The 15,847-nt window shown below is 41.4% G+C and carries 13 protein-coding genes; 9 read left to right on the top strand and 4 right to left on the bottom strand.

Annotation, left to right across the window (positions count from 1 at the left end; translation table 11 throughout):
* Window positions 1-3: 3 nt before the first annotated feature.
* Window positions 4-2,010, bottom strand: coding sequence for an ABC1 kinase family protein (locus NWP17_RS16480; RefSeq protein WP_280655960.1), 2,007 nt, complete (start codon window positions 2,008-2,010; stop codon window positions 4-6).
* 373 nt (window positions 2,011-2,383) lie between these two features.
* Here NWP17_RS16480 and recN point away from each other — a divergent pair, with 373 nt between their 5' ends.
* The 4 genes from recN (at window position 2,384) to NWP17_RS16460 (ending at window position 7,424) form a co-directional block, all read left to right on the top strand.
* Window positions 2,384-4,108 carry a DNA repair protein RecN gene (gene recN, locus NWP17_RS16475; RefSeq protein WP_280655976.1) on the top strand — a complete coding sequence of 575 codons (1,725 nt, stop codon included), beginning with the start codon at window positions 2,384-2,386 and terminating at the stop codon, window positions 4,106-4,108.
* Between the two features lie 232 nt (window positions 4,109-4,340).
* Window positions 4,341-4,940, top strand: a complete 600-nt coding sequence (locus NWP17_RS16470) for a nicotinate-nucleotide adenylyltransferase (protein ID WP_280655959.1) — start codon at window positions 4,341-4,343, stop codon at window positions 4,938-4,940.
* On the top strand, window positions 4,901-5,647 hold the full coding sequence (locus NWP17_RS16465; protein WP_280655958.1) for an NUDIX hydrolase: 747 nt from the start codon (window positions 4,901-4,903) through the stop codon (window positions 5,645-5,647). The genes NWP17_RS16470 and NWP17_RS16465 overlap by 40 nt, the downstream gene beginning before the upstream one ends.
* A 58-nt stretch (window positions 5,648-5,705) precedes the next feature.
* Window positions 5,706-7,424, top strand: a complete 1,719-nt coding sequence (locus NWP17_RS16460) for an NAD+ synthase (protein ID WP_280655957.1) — start codon at window positions 5,706-5,708, stop codon at window positions 7,422-7,424.
* On the opposite strand, the gene NWP17_RS16455 is transcribed toward NWP17_RS16460, so the two are convergent.
* On the bottom strand, window positions 7,413-8,093 hold the full coding sequence (locus NWP17_RS16455; protein ID WP_280655956.1) for a tetratricopeptide repeat protein: 681 nt from the start codon (window positions 8,091-8,093) through the stop codon (window positions 7,413-7,415). The genes NWP17_RS16460 and NWP17_RS16455 overlap by 12 nt on opposite strands.
* A gap of 455 nt (window positions 8,094-8,548) precedes the next feature.
* Here NWP17_RS16455 and NWP17_RS16450 point away from each other — a divergent pair, with 455 nt between their 5' ends.
* Complete coding sequence (locus NWP17_RS16450) at window positions 8,549-9,175, top strand: hypothetical protein (RefSeq protein ID WP_280655955.1); 627 nt, start codon at window positions 8,549-8,551, stop codon at window positions 9,173-9,175.
* Window positions 9,176-9,458: 283 nt separating this feature from the next.
* Here the strand turns inward: NWP17_RS16450 and NWP17_RS16445 are convergent, their stop codons facing one another.
* A complete protein-coding gene (locus NWP17_RS16445) occupies window positions 9,459-9,719 on the bottom strand; it encodes a hypothetical protein (RefSeq protein WP_280655954.1) in 261 nt (86 codons plus the stop codon).
* A gap of 71 nt (window positions 9,720-9,790) precedes the next feature.
* The gene (gene sufR / locus NWP17_RS16440; protein ID WP_280655953.1) at window positions 9,791-10,474 is read right to left on the bottom strand and encodes an iron-sulfur cluster biosynthesis transcriptional regulator SufR; all 684 of its coding nucleotides are present in this window, start codon (window positions 10,472-10,474) and stop codon (window positions 9,791-9,793) included.
* Between the two features lie 266 nt (window positions 10,475-10,740).
* Between sufR and sufB the strand changes: the two genes are divergently transcribed.
* The 4 genes from sufB to NWP17_RS16420 all read left to right on the top strand — a co-directional run bounded on the left by sufB (window position 10,741) and on the right by NWP17_RS16420 (window position 15,657).
* Window positions 10,741-12,180, top strand: coding sequence for a Fe-S cluster assembly protein SufB (gene sufB / locus NWP17_RS16435; protein WP_280655952.1), 1,440 nt, complete (start codon window positions 10,741-10,743; stop codon window positions 12,178-12,180).
* Window positions 12,181-12,259: 79 nt separating this feature from the next.
* A complete protein-coding gene (sufC, locus tag NWP17_RS16430) occupies window positions 12,260-13,042 on the top strand; it encodes a Fe-S cluster assembly ATPase SufC (RefSeq protein ID WP_280655951.1) in 783 nt (260 codons plus the stop codon).
* Window positions 13,042-14,388 (top strand): Fe-S cluster assembly protein SufD, encoded by a 1,347-nt coding sequence (sufD, locus tag NWP17_RS16425; RefSeq protein WP_280655950.1) that lies wholly within the window; start codon window positions 13,042-13,044, stop codon window positions 14,386-14,388. Before sufC ends, sufD begins: the two co-directional genes overlap by 1 nt.
* A 6-nt stretch (window positions 14,389-14,394) precedes the next feature.
* Window positions 14,395-15,657 carry a SufS family cysteine desulfurase gene (locus tag NWP17_RS16420; protein ID WP_280655949.1) on the top strand — a complete coding sequence of 421 codons (1,263 nt, stop codon included), beginning with the start codon at window positions 14,395-14,397 and terminating at the stop codon, window positions 15,655-15,657.
* The last annotated feature ends 190 nt before the right edge of the window (window positions 15,658-15,847 follow it).

The raw sequence follows: 15,847 nt of genomic DNA, 5'->3' as shown, positions 1-15,847 counted from the left end.
CCTTTAAATTTTTGCAGGGTTCATTGGTACTGTTTTATTCCTGGTGCTGGTAATGTTTACTTCTTCCCCGGCTAATAATTCCCGAATTAAACGTGTTATGGCTTTTTGCACTAAGCGATGAGTAATTTGTTGACCTAAACGCTGTACACCTGGGTTGAAGAATAGTTGGGTAACTTGGGGGGCCAGTTGCACTGGATCAAAACCACGGGTTTCCTGGAGTATATTTACAATGCGTTTAATATGCTCTAGGGTTTGTTGTTGCTCAACTGTGGCTCCGGGAGTTTCGTTAATAGCTGTTAAACCTACTCGTTCTCGCAGTACATAGGTGAAGTTGTGCAAAAGATTTCTGCTTACAGCATTGACTCCATTTAAAAATTCATCTACTATCCTGTCGCGAATGAATGAACCACGTTCGGAAGACAGAAATTCTAGACCCTGGTTTAAAACTAAGTTAAAGTCGTAGTCTTGATTTCTCTTCGCATTACGCAATAAGTTTTCTAAACGATTCCAACGGAATTTTTCATCTTTAAACAGCAAGTCTTGGAGAGATGTTCTTAATTGGGTGGATGGGTCAGTTAATAAACGTTTAGCAACATAAGGATAAGCTTCGCTGAGAACTTTGAAGTTGGGATCTATATATATTGCAATACCTTCAAGGGTAACTAGGGAGCGAATAATTAAGGCGTAGTAAGGAGGTACGCGGAAAGGATACTCATACATTAGGGCTGAGAGTTCATCAGTAATGCTTTTAATGTTCAAGTCAGCAACACTGGCTCCTTGAGCATCAGCAAACACTCTGGAAAATGCAGGAATAATTGGTGTTAAGTCTGTATCTGGGGCTAAAAAATCCAGCTTTACATAGTCTTTGGCTAAACCTTCAAAATCACGGTTAACAACGTGAACGATCGCTTCTATTAAACCATAGCGCTGGGGGGGCTGTACTTCACTCATCATGCCAAAGTCCAGATAAGCTAATTTGCCATCTGGTGTGGCTAACAAGTTCCCTGGGTGGGGGTCAGCGTGGAAAAATCCGTGTTCTAGTAGTTGGCGCAGGGAGCATTGTACACCCACTTCAATCAGATAACGAGCATCTATGCCTTGGGCTTGAATTTCGGCTGTTTGAGTTAATTTTGTCCCGGTTATCCACTCCATGGTCAACACGCGCCGATTGGTGTATTCCCAGTAAATTTTGGGTACATAAATATCTTTTATGTGGCCATATAACTCAAAAAAGCGCTCTGCATTTTCTCCCTCATGAACATAATCCATTTCTTCAAAGATGCGATCGCCCAATTCATCCAGGATACCCACTAAATCACTGCGGACTCTTTTAACTCTACTTTTTACCCAAGCTGCAAGTTGGCGCAAAATAAACAAGTCAATGGTAATTCGTTCTCTTAAGTCTGGGCGTTGGACTTTAATGGCTACTTCTTCACCAGTTTTGAGTTTACCTTTATAAACTTGACCCAAAGAAGCTGCGGCAATGGGCTGGGGGGATATTTCGGCGTAAATTTCCGGGGGGGATGCTCCTAGTTCTTCCTCAATAAATTGGTAAGCAATTTCGTTAGGGAATGGGGGTAATTGGTCTTGTAACTTTGTTAACTCTTCTAGGTAAGTGGGGGGGACTAAATCCGGTCTAGTGGATAAAGCCTGTCCGATTTTAATATAAGCTGGACCGAGTTTTGTCAATAGCTCTCGCAATTGAACAGCTCGCCGGTGGTGTTTTTTCACCACTATTCCCCGGCGGCTATCCCACCATAAACCAAACACAAAGGCTAGGACTGGCCGCAAAACTGTGAGAATGCGCTGGAAAACTTTCCAGGGGCGCTGGCGATAATGCTCCCTGATTTCTTCAGCATTGTAACGTATAGCCTCAGTTTCGATCTTTTGGTTGATGCGTTTTGGGGAAGGCACAACCAAGGTTGTCAGACTGTTTTCTGTTAATACTTCAGTCACTTGTGGTTTGTCCTCAGTTTTTCGGGGGGTGGGGGGAAGTGTCTTAACAATCATGAAGGAAGCCACCAGTCGGATTAAGTATGTAAAGTATTGTAACAATAAGTTTACAATTAAACATCAGTTAACAGGAAAAAAGTTTTGAGAAGTGGGGGGTTGATCTACTTTGGTGTCCGTCAATCATGACAGGAAATGCCAAGAATGCAAATAAATCATAAATAATTATGAGTCTCAGTAAAAGCCATCAACGATTTTGATACAATAAAACAGGGTGTTAGTTTACAGCAATTTTCGGCTAATTGAACTACTCCTCAATATTCTGGCTTTCTCGGTGCTAAGTTGCCAGGGCTGAGTTAAGACAGCATCCGAGATGGTACTGACCCCCCAATTTCCTGGGCAAATTAACACTCACAAAGGAGTATTTGGCCTGATGTTGCTTTGTCTGCGAATCCAAAATTTTGCCTTGATTGACCAACTGGAATTAGAATTTGGCCCTGGACTGAATGTATTGACAGGAGAAACAGGCGCGGGAAAATCAATTATCTTAGATGCCATTGATGCAGCTTTGGGGGGTAAAGTCTCTAGTCGAGTAATTCGCACTGGGACAAATCGGTCAACAGTGGAAGCTACTTTTACATCTCATCCTCCCTTAACTGCTTGGTTGATTGAACAGGAAATCGATTTAATTGATAATTGTGTGATTGTCAGTAGAGAAATTACAGCTACTGCTAGTAATATCCGTAGTCGGTCGCGGGTAAATGGGGTGTTGGTCAACCGCCAGATCATGGTAGGACTGCGCGATCGCCTGGTGGAAATTACGGCTCAGGGTCAAACTGTACAGGTGGGACAGTCTGCCCAAGTGCGAGAATGGTTAGATATGTATGGTGGGGAGTCTCTGCTCCAACAGCGTCAAGTCGTGTCCGCAGCTTTTAATGCTTATCAACAAGCCCATCTGAGCTTAGAAAAACGCCGGACATCAGAACGGGAACGTTTACAGCAACTCGACTTACTCACTTATCAAACACAAGAATTGGGAACTGCTAACCTCCAAGATCCCCAGGAATGGGAAAACCTGCTACAAGAACGGGAACGCCTCAATCATGTGGTGGAACTGCAACAAATGAGCTACAAGGTGTATCAGTTCTTGTATCAAAACGACAACGAAACCCCAGCAGCAGCAGATTTATTGGGAGATAGCGAGGCTACGTTAAATCATATGGTAGAGTACGATGTGCAACTCCAAGCCCTGTTAGATTTAGTCAGGGATGCTCAAACTGCCATCACCGAAGTGGGAAGACAAATTAATGCTTATGGAAGTAGTTTAGAAGCTGATCCCCAACGATTACAAGAAGTGGAAGAACGCATCCAAGAATTAAAACAAATTTGTCGCAAGTATGGACCGACCCTCACAGAAGCGATCGCTTATCACCAACGCATCCAAGAACAATTAGCAGAACTGAATAACAGTGAACAATCTATTGAAAGTTTAGAACACCAAGAAAGGGCTTGTTTTGGGCAACTTACCCGAGCTTGTGCAGATTTAACCACATTGCGCCGCAACACCGCAGCAGATTTAGAGGCGCGATTACTGGCTGAACTAAAGCCCCTAGCTATGGAAAAGGTAAAGTTTCACATGGAAATAGCCCCCACTTCCCCCACGTCCACAGGTGCAGACAAAATCACCTTTATGTTAAGCACCAACCCAGGGGAACCACTACAACCCTTGATAGCAGTTGCTTCTGGGGGAGAAATGAGTCGCTTTTTATTAGCCCTAAAAGCTTGTTTTTCCCAAGCAGATGCAGGTGAAACCATGGTATTTGATGAAATTGATGTTGGGGTTTCTGGTAGAGTAGCTCAAGCGATCGCCGAAAAATTACATCAACTGAGTCAAAATAATCAGGTATTATGTGTCACCCATCAACCCTTAGTAGCAGCTATGGCTGATCGACATTTCCGGGTCAATAAGCAAACTATTACTCAAGGTAGTCATACTGAACAACGTACTGTAGTACGAGTTACTAATTTAGATAATCTCAGTCATCGCCGGGAAGAACTAGCCCAGTTAGCTGGTGGTAAGTCTGCTACAGATGCCATTGCTTTTGCCGAATCTTTATTATTACAAGCAGCTGATCATCGTCGCCAAGAAACAATTTAGTCATTAGTCATTGGTCATTATTCAGTCCTAGCTACTTGGTAATTTTGGTTTAATTCACTATTACAGCATATTAAGTAATTGTACATCTACCCATAAACATATTTGATTTCTCTGGAATAAACAGACTATATAACTAGATTAATTTCAACGCTTGACAGGATTTATAGTAAAATATACCATTACTGATAAAAGTAGCTTTTTTAGTTTTTGTTAACAATGGGGATGAATTATAATGAGAATAGCCTTGTTTGGTACTAGTGCTGACCCGCCCACGGCTGGACATCAAAAAATCCTGAGATGGTTATCTGAGGGTTATGATAGGGTGGCAGTTTGGGCTGCTGATAATCCTTTTAAATGCCATCAAACAACTTTGCAACATCGAGCAAAAATGCTGCAACTGTTGATTAATGATATCCATAGCCCAGTCCATAACATTGCTTTAGAACAGGATTTAAGTAGCTTGAGAACAATAGAAACACTGGAAAAAGCCAAGTTTCGTTGGGGTGAGGATACTCAGTTTACCTTGGTAATTGGTTCTGATTTACTGTGTCAGTTGCTGCGTTGGTATCGTGCTGAAGAACTGTTACAGCAGGTTGAAGTACTTGTAGTACCACGTCCAGGATATGCGATAGATCAGTATACCTTGCAGGCAATACAAAATCTAGGCGGCAAAACTGCGATCGCCAGCTTAACTGGTATAGATGTTTCTTCCACTGCATATCGTGAACATGGAGATACTCAGGCCCTTACTCCTCCAATTGTCGCTTATATTCATCAAGAGCATTTGTACGAATGCCAGAACGCAACCACAAGAAAATACCAACTTCACTAAATCAACAACCTTTGGCCAATTTTAAAGTTGGTGTTGATAATGTCATTTTTTCGGTAGATACTGCCCAAAATCGCCTGTTAGTCCTTTTAATCATGCGACAGCAGGAACCATTTTTAAATTCTTGGAGTCTTCCCGGTACTTTAGTACGTGAAGGAGAATCTTTAGAAAATGCTGCCTATCGCATAATGGCAGAGAAAATTAAGGTAAAAAACCTCTATTTAGAGCAGTTATACACTTTTGGCTGGCCGGAACGTGATCCACAAGAAAACACTGGTAGTTATGGTGTACGTTATTTGTCAGTGAGTTATTTTGCCCTGGTCAGGTTTGAAGAGGCAGAATTAATTGCTGATAAAGTTAACGGAATTGCTTGGTATCCAGTTAAAGAAGTACCCCAATTAGCTTTTGACCACAATGAAATTTTGGCCTATGGACACAGACGCTTACGAAATAAACTAGAGTATAGCCCGGTGGCTTTTGATGTTTTGCCGTCTAACTTTACCTTAAATGATTTATATCAGTTATACACCACAGTTTTAGGCGACAACTTTGCTGATTATTCTAATTTCCGGGCGCGGTTACTCAAGTTAGGTTTTTTGGCAGATACTGGAATTAAGGTATCACGGGGTGCTGGTCGTCCGGCTAGTTTGTATAAGTTTGATGCTGATGCTTTTGCACCCTTTAAGGATAAACCTTTAGTTTTTATTTAACCACCCAAATCTCACTTGAATTAATCTTTTTTGTTAACTTCCTAATTTAACATCCACAATGAAAATTGCCATCGCTCAACTAAATCCAATCATTGGTGATTTGACCGGAAATGCTGCCAAAATTCGGCAAGCAGCCCAACATGCTACTGCTCGGCGTGCGCGTTTATTATTAACACCAGAACTTTCTTTGTGTGGTTATCCCCCCAGAGATTTATTACTAAATCCTAGTTTTGTAGCAGCCATGGGGATAACATTACAAAAGTTGGCTCAAGATTTACCTCCCAATTTAGCTGTGTTAGTGGGAACTGTTTCCCAAAATTTAAAAGTGCATACCACCGGCGGTAAAAGTTTATTTAACAGTATTGCTTTGTTAGCAGATGGCAAGATTCAGCAAGTTTTTCACAAACGGCTATTACCTACCTATGATGTATTTGATGAAAACCGTTATTTTGAACCGGGGCTACAAGCTAATTATTTCACCTTAGATAATGTTGATATTGGTGTAACTATTTGCGAAGATTTATGGAATGATGAAGAATTTTTAGGCAAACGTAGTTATGCAGTAAACCCCATTGCTGATTTAGCCATTTTGCGTGTGGATATCATTGTCAATTTATCTGCTTCACCCTACAGCGTTGGTAAGCAGCAGTATCGAGAATCTATGCTCAAACATAGTGGGCTGCGTTTTGCACAGCCAATGATTTATACTAATCAAGTGGGTGGCAATGACGATTTAATTTTTGATGGACGCAGTTTTGCTTTAAATCGTCAAGGTGAAATTGTCTGTCGTGCCCATGGTTTTACCACTGATTTAGTTACCGTTGAATTTGAGGAAGGCGAGCGAGATTTACAGTTAAGTTCTGTAGCACCTGTATGTCAGTCAGATGATGAGGAAATTTGGCAGGCTTTAGTGTTAGGAGTCCGAGACTATGCCCATAAGTGTCGCTTTAATAAAGTTGTGCTGGGTTTGAGTGGGGGAATTGATTCCGCGTTGGTAGCAGCCGTTGCATCTGCTGCCCTCGGTTCAGAAAATGTTCTTGGTGTCCTCATGCCTTCCCCTTATAGTTCCTCTCATTCTGTTAGCGATGCTTTGGCATTAGGAAAAAACTTGGGCATTGAAACTACTATCTTAAAAATAGAGGAATTAATGCAAACTTACGATCGCACCTTGGCTGACTTGTTTGCAGGTACTGAATTTGGCATTGCCGAGGAGAATATTCAATCCCGCATTCGTGGTAATTTATTAATGGCTATCGCCAACAAATTCGGTTATTTACTATTATCCACAGGTAACAAGTCAGAAATGGCAGTGGGTTACTGTACTATTTACGGTGATATGAACGGTGGTTTGGCTGTAATTGCCGATGTTCCCAAAACCCGTGTATATTCAATATGCCATTGGTTAAATAAAAATGGCGAAATTATTCCCCAGCATATTCTCATCAAACCCCCCAGCGCTGAACTCAAACCTGGTCAAGTTGATCAAGATTCCCTACCCTCATACGAAATCTTGGACGATATTTTAGAACGCCTGATTCATAACCACCAATCTGCCGGCGAAATAGTCGCTGCAGGTCATGATCCTGGCATTGTCAACCGAGTAATTCAAATGGTGGCACGTGCTGAATTTAAACGCCGACAAGCACCCCCAGGATTAAAAATTACTGACCGCGCCTTTGGTACTGGTTGGCGAATGCCAATAGCCAGTAGTTGGGATGCTGTGAAAAGTGGCTATGAAAATCAAACTATTCCCACGCCAAGAAGTTTAACCCCCTAACTCCCGCAACATTCCATTGATCCTATTAACTCCCGCCAAGTCATTTTGCCGTTGATACAAGTTACGGGCTTTTTGCAGCACATTATTGGCTTTTGCGGTTTGTCCTCGCTGTTTATACATCTTAGCCATGAATTCATAGGTTTGAGGATTGTTGGGGTCAAGTTTAATTGCTTCTTCATAAGCCCAATTGGCTGCTGTAAAGTCTCCTAAACGCGCTTGTGTGATACCTAATCCTAAATAAGCATTTAAATTATTACGGTTAAGCTGCACAGCCAGACGGTAGGATTCTTTCGCCCCCTTAATGTCGTTCAAATTAACTTTGATGTAACCCATAGCGTAGTGAAAATCACTATTATTGGGGTTGATGGCGATCGCCCGACGATAATAATCTATAGCTAAGGAGAAATTTCCTTGTTGAGCATAAAGGTAGCCAATGCCAGAATATATTTTAGCGTTCCTCGGATCTATCTTAGCCGCTTGTTGATAAATAGCGATCGCTCCAAGATAGTCTTGAGCCTGTACAAGCTTCTCTCCTTGCTCAAACAGTTTCTTTAATTGCGGGTTTGTGGTTTGCGCCATAACCACCTCAGCCTGAGCCACTGAAGGGATACTCACAGCAGTGCATCCTAAGAAGAGAACACCAACTAAAATTGATATGCTTTTGTACATAGTAAATATCCTAAATTTCTAAGGGAGTTTTTTGTACATTATTAAAACAAAATTTTTTCCTTTTGAAAACCTGATCTATTCACATTTACAAAATTTACATAAATAAGATAAATTGTCAATTCAGATACTTTTTGACATTATCAGACTTCTGATGATTAATTACCCAGTATATACCATCAAGTCATTTTTGATCAGGCAAAGTGGCTGTTATTAATCATAGGTACTTCCAAGAGGGAACAGGGAACAGTCATGGGCAATGATAATAATGATAATGTTGTAGTGCGAGCATCCTGCTCGCTACTGTTGAATAAATCCAAAATCCAAAATTCACTAATCCTACTGAAGATAGAGTAATTAAGTCATTCTGACGATAGATATAAAAAATCATATCTAGGCATTTAAATTTAAGCATAAGCATAAATGATCAAATGAATATACCAGAGAGAAAATAAACTATGTCATACATAAATCGCTTAGGCGAAGATGTTATTAATGAACCCGGCGCAGCAGGTAGAGTAGCTGAATATCATGACCGAGTTCGCTGGGGACCAATAATTGCTGGTGTATTGGTTGCCTTAGCTACTCAATTGATCTTGAGTTCTTTATTTGGCGCTATCGGTGCTGGTACAATTGCTGGGTCAGGCGCACCCAGAACCATAACACCTGATGTTGCTGCTAATGTGGGAATTTGGTCAACACTGGCTTTGTTAATTTCCCTGTTTCTGGGCGGTTGGGTGACTACTCGTGCTTGTGGTCCCATGAACCGAAACACAGCCTTACTCAATGGCGGAATACTCTGGGCTACTACTCTAGCATTGAGTTCTTGGTTATTAGCAAGTGGTGTATGGGGTACTTTTGGTATTGTTGCTCCCAATGTTGCCGTGGCTATACCCCAAGCAACTGCGCCAGGCGCTCCTTTACCGCCAACCACTGTTACAGCTGAACAAGCTCGCCAAATTGCCGCGGCCACATCTAGGGCTTTGTGGTGGTTTGTATTCGGTTCTTTATTAAGTTTAGCAGCTGCTCTGATGGGGGCTGTTGTTGGCGCTCGCACTCCCCGAACTAATAACTATCGCAGTTAAAGGATATCTGAAATAAGATTCATCCCTAAAAGTACCATTAAAAGGTACTTTTTATTTATAAATAAATATTGGCGTAGAAGTTCAATTTCTCCAATGACAACTCAATAAAAAGTATTTATCAGGACTAAAAGTAAGAGTCATCTTTCCATTTTTCCTAATCATATTCTGCGTGAGTTAGGATATATATACTTAATATAAATTAACTCCCCTTCATAATCTATACTAACAATCAAACGCTACTTATACAGAAAGTAACAATGTTATACCGGGTACAGATTTAAAATTACCACTTAAGATATGAAGCATCAATTCCTTGCTCGCGACTAATTTTGGCATCCTTTTCAAACCAAGTAATTAACTGCTGTGTTGTTAAATCTTCAATAGCAACACCATGTTCTTGGGCGATATGCTTGAGCAGTTTCAGAGATGAAATGGTTAACCTAGTTAAAAATTTTTCAGAAGAAGATAACAAAGCTGCATCAACTTGTGCTGATTCTTCTAAAGTGAGAAATTGTGTTGAGGACTGTTGCGGTGATGTATTCATAATTTAATTTAGTAAAAACCTTTACCATTCAAATATTAGCGATGATTTAAACTGAATGAAACAACAAAAAGTTACTGATGAGATTTGTCTGAGCGAGCTTGCAGCAGATAGCCACAACGATGCTCACCATTGATAATCCAATGGGTACGTTCTACTTGACAATCTGGTAGTAGCGCAGCAAACATTTCTAATTCATGACCGCAGATGGTAGGGAAAGATTCGGCGACATTAGAAATGGCGCAGTTGTGTTCAATGAAGATAAAACTATCCTCCCTTGAAGATTCAACAGGGTGATACTCCGCCATGAAACCTTCCGCCTTTCTTAAATCCACTAACTTAGCTACACGCTCTTTTAGTGAACCTTCCCCCAAGCGATGGCGGTATTCTAGAGCTTTACGCTCCCACTGTTTTTGTAAAATAGAGCTTACTTGGTCATGTCCCACTGTTTCTGCTAAAGTATCCAGCAAAGAGACAGCAAATTCACCATAGCGATCGCTTGGGTGATGATTCAAAGTTCGTTGCAGGTAATCTCGTCCCCGGCGACTCAGTTGATAGATATGTTGCGGCCGCCCCATACCCATTTGTACAGATGAATAAAAAACTAGCTCTTCCGTTTCCAAATCTTTGAGATGACGGCGAATGGCTTGCTTGCTGACATCTAAAACTTCCGCTAACTCAAAAGCAGTTGCTTGTGAGTGTTTAAGCAGATACTCTAAAATATCTTGCTTAGTTGAGGTCTGGTGAGTAATCTCCATTTTCTCTACAAGACGTTGCGGGAACGCCCCAAAATTTTTTTTTAGAAAATTTGACTTTAACAACATTGTTGTTGTTAATTTAGCGTAAAATGAAAATAAATTAAACAACCCATGGGTTGTTTTACTCTCCAAATCCTATTCTAACAGCCCTGTCACCACTCGGCCACACCATCGGGAAATCGGCTCCCTAGCCCGTCTCCCATCCTTAAAGAGATTTTTGTTACAGATTTGCCAATTTCAATTCCGAACACAAGAGATTAATACCAATGAGTGCCACTGTCAAAACCTTAGTCAACCAGCCCTACAAGTACGGTTTTATCACAGATATTGAAACCGACACTATTCCCCGTGGACTAGATGAGGATGTTATCCGCTTGATTTCCGCCAAGAAGAACGAGCCACAGTTCATGTTAGATTTTCGCCTTAAATGTTATCGCCAGTGGCAAAAAATGACTGAACCAACTTGGCCAAGCGTGAAATACCCACCCATTGATTACCAAAACATTATTTACTACTCCGCGCCGAAAAAAAACAAAGCCAAACTCAACAGCCTGGAGGAAGTAGACCCCACTTTGTTAGAAACCTTTGAAAAATTGGGTATTTCCCTATCCGAACAAAAGCGTTTAGCAAATGTGGCTGTTGATGCGATTTTCGATAGCGTTTCTGTGGCTACCACATTTAAAGAAAAATTAGCGGAAGATGGAGTCATCTTCTGTTCAATTTCCGAAGCCCTACAAGAACATCCCCAACTTGTCCAGAAGTACCTAGGTAGTGTGGTTCCCCCAGCAGACAATTATTTTGCTGCTTTGAATGGTGCTGTATTTAGTGACGGTTCTTTTGTGTATATTCCCAAAGGCGTAAAATGCCCAATGGAACTATCTACATATTTCCGCATCAACTCCGGTGATACAGGACAATTTGAACGGACTTTAATTATTGCTGAAGAAGGTAGCTATGTTTCCTACCTAGAAGGCTGTACTGCGCCCATGTATGACAGCAACCAACTACACGCCGCAGTAGTGGAACTGGTCGCTCTGGACAACGCCGAAATTAAATACTCTACTGTACAAAACTGGTACGCCGGTGATGAAAACGGTAAAGGAGGAATTTATAATTTCGTGACTAAGCGCGGCTTGTGTCAAGGTGTTAACTCTAAAATTTCCTGGACTCAAGTAGAAACCGGTTCAGCTATTACTTGGAAGTATCCCAGCTGCGTTTTAGTGGGTGATAACTCTGTGGGTGAATTTTATTCGGTAGCGCTGACCAATAATATGCAGCAAGCTGACACGGGGACAAAAATGATTCACGTGGGTAAAAACACTCGCAGCACCATTATTTCTAAGGGAATATCAGCAGGTAAGTCTAGTAATAGTTATCGCGGCTTGGTAAAGGTAAATCCCTCTGCTGAAGGAGCGAGAAATTATTCTCAATGTGACTCTATGCTGATTGGTGATAATGCCCATGCTAACACTTTCCCTTATATCCAGGTGCAAAACAATACTGGTAAGGTAGAACATGAAGCTTCTACTTCCAAAATTGGGGAAGATCAACTGTTTTACTTCGCTCAAAGGGGTATTTCTCCAGAAGATGCAATTTCCATGATGATTAGCGGCTTTTGTAAAGATGTGTTTAATCAGTTACCTATGGAGTTTGCTGTGGAAGCTGACAAGCTGTTGAGTTTGAAGTTAGAAGGTAGTGTTGGCTAAAGATGAAACCTTTACAGGTACTGAGTAGTGCCTGTGGTTTAAAAACAATGTAGAGCATACAAGTAAAACAGAGGATAAAATGATTATTGCCAATGGTGAAGTTGTGCTGTCAGTTAAAGACTTGACGGCTAATGTTGATGGAACTCCCATTCTCAAAGGTTTAAATCTTGAGGTGCGCTCTGGTGAAGTTCATGCAATTATGGGACCAAACGGTTCTGGGAAGAGTACATTTTCTAAGGTGTTAGCTGGACACCCGGCTTATGAAGTGACTGGGGGTGAGGTGATTTTCCAAGGTGAAAATCTCCTGGAAATGGAACCAGAAGAACGGGCTAGAACTGGTGTGTTTTTGGCGTTTCAATATCCCCTAGAAATTCCTGGTGTGAGTAATTTGGATTTTTTACGGGTGGCTTATAATTCTCGCCGTAAAGCTCAAGGTTTGGAAGAATTGGACGCTTTTGATTTTGATGATTTGATTGAGGAAAAATTGGATGTGGTGAAAATGAATCCTGCTTTCCTCAACCGCAGTCTTAATGAAGGATTTTCGGGTGGTGAAAAAAAGCGGAATGAGATTCTGCAAATGGCTCTACTAGAACCAAAGTTAAGTATTTTAGATGAGACTGATTCAGGTTTAGACATTGACGCTTTGAAAATTGTCGCCAATGGAGTTAATCAATTAACCAGTCCAGAAAATGCCACTATTATGATCACTCACTACCAGCGTTTACTTAACTATATTGTGCCTGATTTCGTTCATGTGATGGCTGATGGTCGAATTCTCACCAGTGGCGGTAAAGAATTAGCCCTAGAATTAGAATCTCGCGGTTATGACTGGGTATTAGAAGCAGCTGGGGTGGGTGTATAATGACAATTACTCAAAATCATGCTTTGTTGGATAAAAATGATGATCTAACTAAGTTATTAAATCAGGTATTTCCCGCTCAAAGTGAGGATTGGTTGCAGGACATCCGCCAAACTGCTGCTAATTGGGTAAATGGTTCTACCATCCCCACTACCAGTAATGAGGAGTGGCGCTTTACTGATTTGTCAGCTTTGCGCCGGGTGGAGTTTCATAGCACCGGACAACTAACATCTGTTGATATTTCGGCTTTAACTTTACCAGAAGCTGTTAACAGTTGTTTAGTGTTTGTTAATGGTATTTATGCGCCGGATTTATCTACGGTTGCAGATTTACCACCAGGGGTGGTGGTTAGTAATTTGGCTAATTTGTCTGTGTCTGAGCAGCAGAATGTTAAACAGTATTTAGCCCAAGCTGAGGGGTCAAAAGAGGTTTTTACTGCTCTCAACACTGCGGGAATATCTGATGCTGCGGTGTTGTGGGTGGGGAAAAATGTCATTGTAGAAACCCCTATTCATTTTTTGTTTGTCAATACTGCTAGTGACCAAGCAAGCATTTACCAGCCGCGTTGTCTGGTAGTTGCGGAATCTGGTAGTAGTGTAACTTTGGCGGAAGACTTTAGTTTTGCTGCGGGTGGGTATACCAACAGCACGAAGACGGAGGCGGTTTATTTTACTAATGCGGTGACGGAGATTTGGCTGGGTGAAAATGCTCAAGTGAATCATACTAGAATTGGGCGGGAAGGTTTAGAGGCTTTTCATGTGGGGAAGACTGCGGTTACTCAATTTCGTGATAGTCGATACACTTGTCACGCTTTGACTTTTGGTGGTAAGTTATCACGCCACAATTTAGAGATTTTCCAAACGGGTGAGCAAACTGAAACTGTTCTCAACGGTTTGACGGTCATTTCTCAAAAACAACTGGCTGATACTCACAGCGCCATCGCTCTCAATTATCCCCACGGTAGGAGCAGTCAATTACATAAGTGTATTATAGGCGATCGCGCTCGTGGAGTGTTCAATGGCAAAGTATTTGTGCCCAAACCAGCCCAGTTAACAAACGCAGCCCAGTTAAATCGTAATTTACTACTATCATCAAAGGCCAGAGTTGATACTAAGCCCCAGTTGGAAATTACCGCCGATAACGTTAAATGCGCTCATGGTGCTACGGTGAGTCAATTAGCAGATGATGAAATTTTCTATCTCCAAAGTCGGGGAATCAATGAAACTGATGCACGTCAGTTGTTGATTAACGCTTTTGCTGGGGAAATTATCAACCAAGTACCAATCAATTCTCTGCAACCATTGCTATTCAAGATAGTTAACACTCTCACATCTTTAACTGATGGTTAATTACCCATGACTTTTACTCCTACTAAAACCCTGGCTGATCAAGTTCGCGCTGATTTCCCTATATTACATCAGCAAGTTAACGGTAAACCTTTGGTTTATCTGGATAATGCAGCTACTTCTCAAAAACCTGTGTTTGTGTTAGATATATTGCGGGATTATTACGAACAATATAACGCCAATGTGCATCGTGGCGCTCATAGCCTGAGTGCTAAAGCTACTGATGCTTACGAAGCAGCGCGAGATAAAATTGCTAAATTTATTAATGCTGCATCACGTCAAGAAATTGTTTACACCCGCAATGCCAGTGAGGCCATTAATTTGGTAGCCTATAGCTGGGGGATGAACAACTTACAACCCGGAGATGAGATTATTCTGTCGGTGATGGAACACCATAGTAATATTGTTCCTTGGCAGTTGGTTTCTCAACGAACAGGTGCATTGTTAAAGTTTGTGGAATTGACACCGGCTGGTGGTTTTGATTTAGCACAGTTGCAACACCTGATTTCTGAGAAAACTAAATTAGTTGCGGTTTGTCATGTATCTAATACTTTAGGCTGCATTAACCCGGTGGCGGAAATCGCTGACTTAGCCCACAGATACGGTGCTAAACTCTTAGTTGATGCTTGCCAAAGTTTACCTCATATGCCCGTGGACGTGCAACAAATCAACTGTGATTGGTTAGTTGCTTCTGGTCACAAAATGTGCGCACCTACGGGCATAGGATTTTTATATGGTAAGTTACAACTGTTAGAATCAATGCCGCCATTTTTTGGTGGTGGTGAAATGATTGCCGATGTGTATTTAGATTATTCTACTTACGCAGAATTACCACACAAATTTGAAGCTGGTACACCGGCAATTGCTGAAGCGATCGCCCTAGGGGCTGCGGTAGATTATCTTAGTAGTATTGGTATGGATAAAATCCACGCCTATGAAGCCGAACTCACCGCTTATTTGTTCCAACAACTAGCCCAAATACCCCAAATTCAAGTTTACGGACCCCTCCCCAATTTCCAAGGCGAAGGTAGAGCCGCTTTAGCTGCATTCACAGCCGCAAATGTCCACCCCAGCGATTTGTCTACATTATTAGATCAAGAAGGGGTAGCCATTCGTTCGGGACACCACTGCACCCAACCATTACACCGTTATTTAGGTTTACCGGGAACTGCACGGGTAAGTTTATCTTTCTACAACACTCGCGCAGAAATTGACATTTTCATCACAGCCCTAAAGGAAACTGTGGAGTTTTTTGCTGGCTTCCTGGCTTAAAAACAAGGTGGGTAAGTACCACCTTGGTTATATTCTGCCCTAATTTACATATTGCAACAAAAATATCTTTAAAAAATGTGATGATGAAACTTTAGTTATGGTGTAATCCAAAGAGATATAAGGGGGAAAATTGGGAAATTTGCCAATTTTCCCCCTTATGAGAAGGTCAATATATGGAGTGTGAGTTTAA

Source organism: Chrysosporum bergii ANA360D (genome assembly GCF_029891735.1).
GTDB classification, from domain to species: Bacteria; Cyanobacteriota; Cyanobacteriia; order Cyanobacteriales; family Nostocaceae; genus Umezakia; species Umezakia bergii.
Note: the sequence above shows the minus strand (reverse complement) of the source record. Positions and strands in the feature narration are given on the sequence as shown.

Excerpts from the sequence above, each read along its gene's own strand:
- NWP17_RS16480 (WP_280655960.1), bottom strand. The coding sequence starts at position 2,010 with ATGATTGTTAAGACACTTCCCCCCACCCCCCGAAAAACTGAGGACAAA.
- recN (WP_280655976.1), top strand. The coding sequence starts at position 2,384 with ATGTTGCTTTGTCTGCGAATCCAAAATTTTGCCTTGATTGACCAACTG.
- NWP17_RS16470 (WP_280655959.1), top strand. The coding sequence starts at position 4,341 with ATGAGAATAGCCTTGTTTGGTACTAGTGCTGACCCGCCCACGGCTGGA.
- NWP17_RS16465 (WP_280655958.1), top strand. The coding sequence starts at position 4,901 with ATGCCAGAACGCAACCACAAGAAAATACCAACTTCACTAAATCAACAA.
- NWP17_RS16460 (WP_280655957.1), top strand. The coding sequence starts at position 5,706 with ATGAAAATTGCCATCGCTCAACTAAATCCAATCATTGGTGATTTGACC.
- NWP17_RS16455 (WP_280655956.1), bottom strand. The coding sequence starts at position 8,093 with ATGTACAAAAGCATATCAATTTTAGTTGGTGTTCTCTTCTTAGGATGC.
- NWP17_RS16450 (WP_280655955.1), top strand. The coding sequence starts at position 8,549 with ATGTCATACATAAATCGCTTAGGCGAAGATGTTATTAATGAACCCGGC.
- NWP17_RS16445 (WP_280655954.1), bottom strand. The coding sequence starts at position 9,719 with ATGAATACATCACCGCAACAGTCCTCAACACAATTTCTCACTTTAGAA.
- sufR (WP_280655953.1), bottom strand. The coding sequence starts at position 10,474 with ATGGAGATTACTCACCAGACCTCAACTAAGCAAGATATTTTAGAGTAT.
- sufB (WP_280655952.1), top strand. The coding sequence starts at position 10,741 with ATGAGTGCCACTGTCAAAACCTTAGTCAACCAGCCCTACAAGTACGGT.
- sufC (WP_280655951.1), top strand. The coding sequence starts at position 12,260 with ATGATTATTGCCAATGGTGAAGTTGTGCTGTCAGTTAAAGACTTGACG.
- sufD (WP_280655950.1), top strand. The coding sequence starts at position 13,042 with ATGACAATTACTCAAAATCATGCTTTGTTGGATAAAAATGATGATCTA.
- NWP17_RS16420 (WP_280655949.1), top strand. The coding sequence starts at position 14,395 with ATGACTTTTACTCCTACTAAAACCCTGGCTGATCAAGTTCGCGCTGAT.